Annotated in this window: 9 protein-coding genes; all 9 read right to left on the reverse strand. The window is 37.6% G+C overall.

The features are described 5' to 3' along the window. Positions 1–203 precede the first annotated feature (203 nt). The 9 genes from J7E67_RS30920 to J7E67_RS30960 all read right to left on the reverse strand — a co-directional run bounded on the left by J7E67_RS30920 (position 204) and on the right by J7E67_RS30960 (position 9,990). Positions 204–1,661, reverse strand: coding sequence for a glycoside hydrolase family 1 protein (locus J7E67_RS30920; protein ID WP_214733486.1), 1,458 nt, complete (start codon positions 1,659–1,661; stop codon positions 204–206). Between the two features lie 189 nt (positions 1,662–1,850). Further along, positions 1,851–3,692, reverse strand: a complete 1,842-nt coding sequence (locus tag J7E67_RS30925; RefSeq protein WP_214733487.1) for a beta-glucoside-specific PTS transporter subunit IIABC — start codon at positions 3,690–3,692, stop codon at positions 1,851–1,853. A gap of 138 nt (positions 3,693–3,830) precedes the next feature. Beyond that, positions 3,831–4,670, reverse strand: coding sequence for a BglG family transcription antiterminator LicT (gene licT / locus J7E67_RS30930; protein ID WP_214733488.1), 840 nt, complete (start codon positions 4,668–4,670; stop codon positions 3,831–3,833). Between the two features lie 397 nt (positions 4,671–5,067). Next, on the reverse strand, positions 5,068–6,201 hold the full coding sequence (locus tag J7E67_RS30935; protein ID WP_214733489.1) for an FAD-dependent monooxygenase: 1,134 nt from the start codon (positions 6,199–6,201) through the stop codon (positions 5,068–5,070). Positions 6,202–6,417: 216 nt separating this feature from the next. Next, positions 6,418–7,269 (reverse strand): aldo/keto reductase, encoded by an 852-nt coding sequence (locus J7E67_RS30940; RefSeq protein WP_214733490.1) that lies wholly within the window; start codon positions 7,267–7,269, stop codon positions 6,418–6,420. Beyond that, positions 7,260–8,135 (reverse strand): aldo/keto reductase, encoded by an 876-nt coding sequence (locus J7E67_RS30945; protein WP_214733491.1) that lies wholly within the window; start codon positions 8,133–8,135, stop codon positions 7,260–7,262. Before J7E67_RS30945 ends, J7E67_RS30940 begins: the two co-directional genes overlap by 10 nt. 87 nt (positions 8,136–8,222) lie before the next feature. Further along, positions 8,223–9,185: an aldo/keto reductase gene (locus tag J7E67_RS30950; protein WP_214733492.1), complete on the reverse strand. Its 963-nt coding sequence runs from the start codon at positions 9,183–9,185 to the stop codon at positions 8,223–8,225. A 101-nt stretch (positions 9,186–9,286) separates the two neighbouring features. Then, on the reverse strand, positions 9,287–9,532 hold the full coding sequence (locus J7E67_RS30955; RefSeq protein ID WP_214733493.1) for a Rossmann-fold NAD(P)-binding domain-containing protein: 246 nt from the start codon (positions 9,530–9,532) through the stop codon (positions 9,287–9,289). A 146-nt stretch (positions 9,533–9,678) separates the two neighbouring features. Next, positions 9,679–9,990, reverse strand: a complete 312-nt coding sequence (locus J7E67_RS30960) for a Dabb family protein (RefSeq protein WP_214733494.1) — start codon at positions 9,988–9,990, stop codon at positions 9,679–9,681. Between the last annotated feature and the right edge of the window lie 252 nt (positions 9,991–10,242).

Below are 10,242 nucleotides of genomic sequence, written 5' to 3' on the forward strand. Positions count from 1 at the left end.
GGCTGAGTGAAAGAGATTGTTGATTGGAGATCATTCCGGACACCACCTAAAGTTAGTACTTTCATTATATAAAAAAACAGCGATTCTTACCTCGATTTTTCGATGTAAGAATCGCTGTTTATGTCGAAGGTACTTTTTCAGTGGCCTCAGAATGAATGAAGGGAGTTTTTCCACACTAATTAACATAATGTTTAAATATGTTTCTAGGATAAATCTTCCCCATTCGTTTCAATCACTTTTTTGTACCAATCGAAGCTATCCTTTTTATGGCGGGAGTAGTCACCCGTTCCATCGTCATGGCGATTAACATAAATAAAACCATAACGTTTATACATTTCGCCTGTACCAATACTTACTAAATCGATTGGACCCCATGCCGTATATCCAATAACTGGTATCCCATCTTCCACTGCTTCTTTCACTGCAGTTATATGTTGTCTCAAGTAGTCGATGCGGTAAGGATCGTGAATGGAGCCATCTTCTTCCATTTTATCGATCCCACCAAATCCATTCTCAACAATCATCAACGGCGTATGTGGATAACGATCATGCAAGTTTTTAAGCACATATTTTATTCCCTCAGGGTCAATTTGCCAGCCCCACTCTGAAATTTCTAGGTAAGGATTTTTCGCTCCACCCACGATATTTCCACCGACAATTTCAACAGTAGGATCAGTGGTAATACAATTCGACATATAATATGAGAATGTATACAAATCAACGGTTCCTTCTTTAAGGATTTGCTTATCTGCTGCTGTAATAAATGAATCATCAATATTATTTTTCTTAAAGAAGTCCAATACAAAGGTTGGATACTCACCACGAACCATCACATCACCGCAGTAATAATTAAACATTTGATCTTTCGTTTGTGTCGCAAGTACATCTTTAGGATTTGGCGTTAATGGATACCATGGAACATTACACAACATACATCCAACTTGTAACCCCATATCTAGCTCGTGTGCTGCTTTAACAGCTAAAGCAGAAGCGACAAATTGATTGTGAACACCTTCGTAACGATTCGGTAGAACAGGCAATTCACTAATAGAAATAGGCTTCTTCAAATTCCAAACAGAATCGTCCACCATTCCAAGATGATTTAACCCTGTACCTTCTAGTGGCGCACCATTGATTTCATTAAATGTTAACCAATATTTCACTCGATCGCCAAATCGCTCAAAACAAACTTTAGCGTAGTTAACAAATAAGTCGATGGTTTTCCGACTAGCAAATCCATTATACTTTTTGACAATTTCCCATGGAATTTCGTAATGGCAAAGGGTCACCAACGGTTGGATACCATATTTCAAGCATTCGTTAAATACATCATCATAAAACTGTAGTCCTTTTTCATTCGGTTCAGCATCGTCACCATTTGGAAAAATACGCGACCATGCAATGGATAGACGTAGCGTTTTAAAGCCCATTTCGCCAAAAAGTGCAATATCTTCTTTATAACGATGATAAAAATCAACCGCTTCATGTGTTGGATAATAGGCTCCTTCTTCTATCTCAGTAAAAAACATTCGCTCTTTGTTTACACTTCCGCCTGTTATCATATCGGCAGTTGAGAGACCCTTTCCATCTTCCAAGTAGGCTCCTTCTACTTGGCTCGCTGAAATAGCGCCACCCCATAGAAAATCTTTCATAAATGGCATTATATATTCTCCTCATTAATTATTTTTCTGCTTTATCTTTGTATAAAACCAAAGTCATAAAAAAAGTTACGATCGATGATACGATCAAAGCAATGCTAAAAATCCTACTTTTTCATAAATCCATACTAGTACTGCTGCTAATGGGGAAGAGGACTTAAGTCTCTCCCCAGATTTCCTATAACAAGATCATTAAACTACTAATGTTAATAAACTTTCTTCTGCCTGAACCTCTTCTTTTTTCATATCAATAATATCGATATAACGGTCTGTATTTGTAATAATAACTGGTGTAGTCACGGGGTACCCAGCTTCTTTAATTTTTTCAATATCAAAATTAACTAATAGATCACCTTGGCTTACCCGATCTCCCTGTTTAACAACTGGTGTGTAATATTTACCTTCTAATTGAACAGTATTGATTCCGATATGGATTAATATTTCTGCTCCTTCGTCTGACGTAATTCCAATTGCATGTCCTGTCGGGAAAACTGTTGTGATTGTACCGCTTACAGGTGATACAGCTTTTCCAACAGTTGGTTCAATGGCAACCCCTTTTCCCATAGCTTCTGATGAAAACACAGGATCATCCACATCGGCTAACGGTTTAATTACCCCAGTTAATGGGCTGACAATGGCTTCTTTTTTTATAATTGTCTTTCCTGCTTCTATCTTGTTATCTTCAACTTCCTTTTTATCTTCAACTTCCTTTTTATTTTCAAATCCAAAAATTATTGTAAGCAGTAGTGCTAAAATCATTGAAATAACTATAGCAATTATATAAGGTACCTTTTGTGAGATTACTGGAATAGCAAACAATGAAGGCAATACTAACGCTGTTTGTTTTAAACCAAAGAATCCAATAATCGCTCCACCAATTGCTCCACTAATAATCAAATATGGTATAGTACGTTTATAACGGACTATAAATCCGTAAATAATCGGCTCTGTTACTCCACCTACTATTGCTGGAAATACTGTAGATCCTGCAACTGTCTTAACCTTTGCATCTTTTGATCTTATCATAATACCAATTGCTATACCTATTTCGGCAAAAATAGCTGATGCCACCATAGCTAAGAGTGGATCTCCACCATTCGCAAGGTTGGCTACAACAATAGGTATTAACCCATTATGGATACCAAGCATAACTATGAAAGGCCAAGCACCTCCCATTAAAGCTCCAGTTAGCATACCACTTTTTCCACTTAAGAAACTAATAAGTCCAGCAATTCCATTACCAACATAAACTCCAAATGGACCAAATGCCATTATTGTTAAAGGTACCATAATCATTAATGATAACATTGGAACTAAAAACATTTGTATATCTTTGTGAACAATTTTCTTTAAAAATTTCTCAAGAATCGAATATATAATTATAGCTATAAAAATCGGAAAAACAGTAGATGAATAATTCATTGGGATTATTGGCATGCCTAAAAATGTTACTGACTTTGCCGTCATTAACCCTGTAAAATTAGGCTCTAATAACGCTCCTCCAATTACAGCTCCTACATATGGATTAGCACCCAATTTGATTGAAATGGTAACAGCAAGTAAAATTGGCAAAAAGTAAAATAATGCATTTCCTGCTGCAGATAATATATGATAAGTTCCACTATCTGCTGATAAAATATGGTATGTCGTGAGAATTGCCAATAATCCTTTAAGCATACCTGATCCTGCCATTGCTCCTAATAATGGAGTAAAACTTCCTGAAATAATATCAAATATTTTTGAAGTAATTGATATTTTTTCATCATTTGCCGAATTAGTATCTACCGAAAATTTACCTATTTGATTTATTTCCTTAAAAACATAAGGAACTTCATTTCCAATAACAACTTGAAGTTGTCCTCCACTCTCAACCACAGTTAATACACCGTCAAGTTTTTGAATTTCAGCTTTATTTGCATTTTTGCGGTTTTTTAAACTGAATCTTAATCTAGTAGCACAATGAGTAAGACCTACTACATTTTGTTCCCCTCCAACTAGCTCAAGAATTTCTTTTGCTAAGCTTTTGTAGCTCATTTTCTACACTCCTTTAATATAAAATCATTTGTAATATTGAAGTTGATTAACCGCACAAGGTAATAAAAAAAACCTAAACCAAACAATCAATTTTGACTGTTTGATTTAGGTTTTGCCCGTCAGGTTACAACCCTATGATCATCTGTTATTGTTTTTTACTACTCTTTCAATATGAATCGTTAAATAAATCATTTCTTCATTCGTTAATTGATAAGTGTAACTGTTCTCAATAAACTTCTTAATTTTTTGTGAGCACTTATATGCCTCTGGGTATTTTAATATTATTACATCATATAAGTCATCATCAGATGTACTGTTATAATGATTTCCCTTGACTAACCGCTGTGCAAAAAATTTCAAATGAGTAATAAAACGATAAAAGGGTAAAGAATTTTCATTAAACTCAATCTTGAAATGATATCTTACGATGGTTAAAATTTCTTGCATAACTTTGGTCATGCTTTGCACAACTGGCATTTCTTCACCCAGCTCAGCATTGACAAAATGAAGGGCTAAAAAGCCTGCTTCATCCTCTGGTAAAATGACACCAAATTGTTCACAAATCATATTTAATGCTTCTAAACCAATCTCATATTCATCTTTGTATAATTGCTTCGTTTCCCAAAGTAATCCGTTTTTTATAGGCAAATTACTTTTAATCCGCTCAATTGCAAAGTGAATATGATCAGTTAAATGAATATAAATGCTATCGTTTAGCTTTTTCCCCAATTTCATTTTTGCATATGCAATGATTTTTTCGGATATTTCCATGTACTCAATTGGCATATCAGCAATTAAGGTCTTGAACTTTTTCATTATATCTTCGTTTTCTAAAGTGAAAATTTTATCTATTAGTTGTTCATCAATATCATCACCAACACGCTTATTAAAAGCAATTCCACGTCCAATAATGATAACTTCTTGTTTATCTTTTGTTGAAATAACTGCATTATTATTTAATATTTTCTCGATCTTCACTTTATCACCTCCGACATAGAAAAAGGCAAAACCCTACCTTTTTTCTAAGGTAATCGGTTTTGCCTGATTTAACAGTTACAACCCGTTCTGTATACGCTTACCTTATATTATCATAAGACTTTTGGTTTAGCAATAAAATTTCCACCTATTATTATACTACTTTTTTCCTTTAATTTTTAATCAACATTACTCTAATTATTCTTCCTTCTTCAACTAAGCAGTTGCACAAAGAAGAGAGCTGCATAGAAAACTCCTTGTTCAACTCTTACCCATATAGTCATCCATGCAGCAGAGCTGCACCACAGAGGATGGGATTTTAACTCGTTCTCCAATGGTGGTTTAGTACAAAACTTCACAATTTACTCTATATAGTGGCATCTTTTAAGAATACGCTCTTTTACCGCCCAAAAGAGCGACTAAAGGATTGTCCAGATTGCACAATTTGACGTGCATTTTTTAGACGAAGATTCTCATATTCTAAAAGAGCTTCAGATGCTGCACATCCTTTTATTCCCTTTGAAACACATTCGGCTAAGGTAGCAGCATCTTGTAAGGAAGCATTAAACCCCGATGCAGTTAGTGGTGTAGGTAGATGTGCAGCATCTCCAACGATTACTATACGTCCTTTTACAAGATTGTCAGGAACATATTCGGCAATCGGAGTTCCAACAAGATTACGTGTTTCAATACTATGAAGAATCGTGTCTAACCATGGTTGTTCCCATCTAACAGAAGCTTTTTCAGCCAGTTCAATCAATGTCTGTTCCGGGATGTCAGGAGCATTAAGGGAATGCCGAACAAGGTTTCCTTCCACACATCCAAGACGGCGTAACAAATCATTTTGAGTGTTATCGTACCAAGCCCATCCTAGTCGTCGATCTCCTAAAGCGGTAGATCCGTCTTCTCCAGCAATAATAGAACCGAGTAAAAAGTCACCGATACCATCGGGCATACTTAATTTCGGGGCGTTGAGGCTAGGTCGGCTTTTTTCAGGTATGTTTTTCTCATCTACAATAGCGACCCATATCAAGTATCCAGCAAAAGTTGCATTTGGTTTATGAGGTGCAACTAAGGAACGTACAATACTACGGTGACCATCTGCACCAATCAAAATATCTCCATGGAATGTCTCACCCTTATCAGTCACCGCACACGCAGAGTCGCTGTCCTGGTTAATAGTTTGAACACGAGTATCATAATGTAAGTCAATTCTAGGATCGGCTTCTGCTTCTGAGCGTAGTCGAAAATGTATAGATGACCAAGCCTCAGCAGACCTAATTCCACCAGAAGCAAGTTTTCTTAAAAGTTTCGCTGTTTTAGTTCGATCAATTTCTCCACTGTCAACTTGAAGAACAGCTCCACTACGTGGTTTCGCTCCAGCTCTCTCTAAAATGGTGACATTTAATCCAGCTCGTGAAAGAGCAATCCCAGTCATTAGTCCAGAAAGCGACGCACCGACAACAACAGCAGTGCCGTTAGTTTCTTTGATAAAATTGTTATTGGTTGATTCGCCTCGGAAATCCTTTCTCATTATTGTTATTCCTCCTTATTGGTAATGTCTTCAAAATGGAAAAACCGAATTTCCTAATTGGAAAATCGGTTTTTTGATGAATAAAAGCATTAAATATCAACCAATACAATTGTTTCATTATTAATTATTCATGAATTTTCCATTCGTTTAACATCCTAGCCATATCGGAAGTAAAATGATCAATTATTTCACTTCATTCCTGCATTCCGTATATCCTTAATCTTCGATCTTAAATGCAGACATTAAGGCTTCACGGAGTCCCGGTGCATCCGGATTATGAGCACCTTTTCCGGTATCAAGACCACGCATTTCATCCATTTCCGCATCGGTCAATTCAAAGTCGAAGACATCAAGATTAGTCTTGATTCTCTCTGGATTTGCAGACTTTGGCAGAGTGATAACACCCTCCTGAACTTCAAATCTTAAAATAATCTGTCCAACATTTTTTCCGTATTTTTCTGCTAGCTTTGTGATCACCGGATTGGAAAGCAGATTTGCATCTCCATGTCCTAGCGGATACCATGCCTCCAGCGCCACATCATCTTTTGCCATGATCTCACGGATTGCCTTCTGCTGGAAGAACGGATTGAATTCCAGTTGATTGACAGCAGGCTTCGTGGCAAACTGCGGTACAAACTCGTTCCAAATCTTCGGAGTCATGTTGCTGACACCAATAGATTTCAACTTTCCTTCAGCTTTTGCCTCTTCCATTGCTTTCCAAGCCCCGGGCACATCTCCATAAGGCTGATGAATCAGATATAAATCGATGTAATCCATGTTCAACTTACGGAGAGATCTGGCAATTCCTTTCTTCGCCTGCTCATATCCGTAATCCTGGAGCCAGAGCTTGCTGGTAATAAAAATCTCCTCTCTCGGAATACCGCTGTCACGGATAGCCTTACCTACATCTTCCTCATTAAAATATGCCGCAGCAGTGTCTATATGTCGGTATCCTGCTTTCAATGCAGTATGTACTGCATCATAAGTTGGTCCATCATTCGGTATCATAAATACGCCAAAGCCGACTAGTGGAATCTTGTTTCCATCGTTCAATGTAATCATTTCCATTTTGAGTTACCTCCTAATTCTCTGCCCTTTACTTCATTTAACATCTTGGCAATCTTCCAGTCATAGTGGTCGATAATCTCCGTATGTCCAGTATCAAGAGTAGCAATCTGCTTCATTTCATCATCAGAAAGTTCAAAGTCGAAGATGTTGATGTTTTCCTCGATGCGGTTCCTATGAACAGATTTTGGAATCACGACAACACCACGCTGCACATTCCAACGAAGGATAACCTGTGCGACTGTCTTTTCGTGGTTTGCCGCAATCTTCGTCAGTACATCATTTGTAAAAATTCCTCTTCCTGCTTCCGCAAACGGTGCCCACGCCTCAAGCTTTACGCCAAAATGCTTTGCACACTCAAGGTCTGTCTCCCTCTGAAAAAACGGATGGCATTCAATCTGATTGATCATCGGTTTAATCTCAGCATTCATGCAAAGGTCCGTCAGACGTTCCGGATAGAAATTGGAAACACCAATTGACCGAACCTTTCCCTCTTTATATAGCTCTTCCAAGGCTCTCCATGCACTGTAATAATCCGACAAAGACTGGTGCAGAAGAATCAAATCCATATACTCCATATCCAATCTCTTAAGTGCTGCTTCATAGGCTTTCTTTGTCTTCTCATATCCAAAGTTTGAAATCCAGATTTTTGATGTCATGAAAACATCTTCCCGTTTCAGTCCGCTTTTTTTTAGTGCAATACCAACAGCCTCCTCGTTCATGTATGCTTCGGCGGTGTCTACCAATCTGTAACCTGCATGGAACGCATCCAGAACAACCCGTTCACACTGTGCAGCGTCTGGAACCTGATACACACCGAAGCCGACCATTGGCATCTTCACTCCGTTACTGAGTGTTGTAAATTCCATTGTGGTGTCCTCCATTTTTCTATTTTTCATGCAGCGTTTCTTTCAAAGAATCTCTGCAATAAGTCAGTAGACTGATTCATTGAGATGTTAAATCATAGGTTTTTCCCAATCGCCTCTAACCTCAACGCCAGTTTCTTTTGCCGCTTCTTCAAGTTCGAGGATGTCCTGTACTGTCAAATTGACCTCGGCAGCTTTTATTGCATCCTCAATATGCGACGTTTTCGTAACACCAATAATCGGTACCGTTCCTTTTGCAATGGACCAAGCTGTTGCAATTTGTGCAGTTGATGCATTGTGTCTAATGCCGATTTCTCTCATTACTTGGACTAAACTTTCGATCTTAGTAAGCACATCTGTATTAAATGCCTCGCCTCTTCTGGTGCCACTCGGCATAGGATTTTTCGAATTGTATTTGTCAGTTAATGCACCTTGTTCCAGTACCATATATGAAAAGAACACCATATTATTTTCATTGCAGTAATCAATAATTCCTGCTTCTTCCGATGAACGGTAAAGTAAGCTGTAATGGTTTTGGACAGCTGAGATTTTCAGTCCTTCTTCCGCCAAGATACTGGCTGCCAATTTAATTTCGTCCAGATTATGATTGGAGACCCCTACATGTTTCACTTTTCCACTTTTCATTAAAGGGATAAGTTTTGGTGTCCATCTTTCCACATCTGCCGGGTTGTGTATCCAATAAATATCCACGTAATCCACGCCGAGCCGGTTTAGGCTTTCTTCCAGAAGTTCCTCAACAGCGTTGTCATTGTCTCCTGCCAATTGTGGAGTGAATTTAGTGGATATTAGCACATCCTCCCTGCCTTTGATAAAACTTGCCAAAATGTTCTCTGAAGCGTTCATACCATATACAGCAGCTGTATCCCATAAATTGAATCCAGCATCCATCGCGGCATCAAATACTGGCTTTAAATCCGTTTCTGTAAAATAATTTCCAAAAATCTCATCCCCACCGATTGCACCAGTGCTCCATGACCATGTACCAAGAGCAATCGTAGGGATTTTATCATTTTGTAATTTGACTAATTTCATTGCGTATCACGCCTTTCTTCATTATTTGAAAAACCAAAGTCATTCGAAGACTTCGAAATAAAGCCCTCTAACTTTACATGATTTATCATAGGGATTTAATTTCAGCCTTGAATAATTACAAGCATACAACCTTCGAGTAACACGAAGTCAATAGTTTTTGTATTCTCTTTATTTATAAACAATGTACCTGTTCCACCAATTTTGATGTAGCGTGTGTTGCTACTATCAAGCAAATTCGCAATATGAGAAACACCGTCAGTATGCACGTAGAAAGTTTCTGGTACCCAAGCAATTACTCCGTCAATAATGGCATCATAGCCTGCAATATCTTCTTTGGTTAAATCCATGATGTCTTTGATTAATATGTTTTTATAATCTTTTCATCATGTTTTCTGTGTGCTACTGCTAATACCTCATGACCACGTTTTTCAGCCTCTAAAATAATTGTGCGTCCTGATTTCCCATATGCTCGTACTAATATGTTCATAAAACTTCAATTCTCATATTCTATTTGCGCGGAATATAATCCGCTGGTGACAAAGCAATCATCCTCTGTTCCATTTATGCTGTTTATGAATACATGATACGGATGCACCATATAGGCTTCAAACGCCTCTTTATCCTTCAGATCTACAACCATCGTTACTGCGTTTTCGCCACCAACCCAGCCTGTATTTTTTCCTATTGTCAGATCAATGATTTCAGGAATATTATCCTTCATCGCTCTCAACAAATTTATTTCTTTATTCAGTTTTTCTTCTGTTATGCCTTCTTTAATTGGTGCAATAAAAATATGTCTAATCATTTTAATCCTTCCTTTAACTTGAATATTTTTAACTTAGTTCTTAAGTTGACGACATTGTCCGCACGGGAGTAAAAGACAATTATTGATTGATAACGATACAGTTGGATACCTCCTAACACCCTTTCTTAGTTTTCAGGAATAATTTCGTTAATACAATTTAATGCGTTTAGTGTTCTCGGAAAGCCCATATAGGGAATGCAGTGGGTGATGGCGGTAATTAAGATTTCCTTGTCATTGCCAACATTTTTGTTC

This window comes from Bacillus sp. ISL-46, from assembly GCF_018613205.1.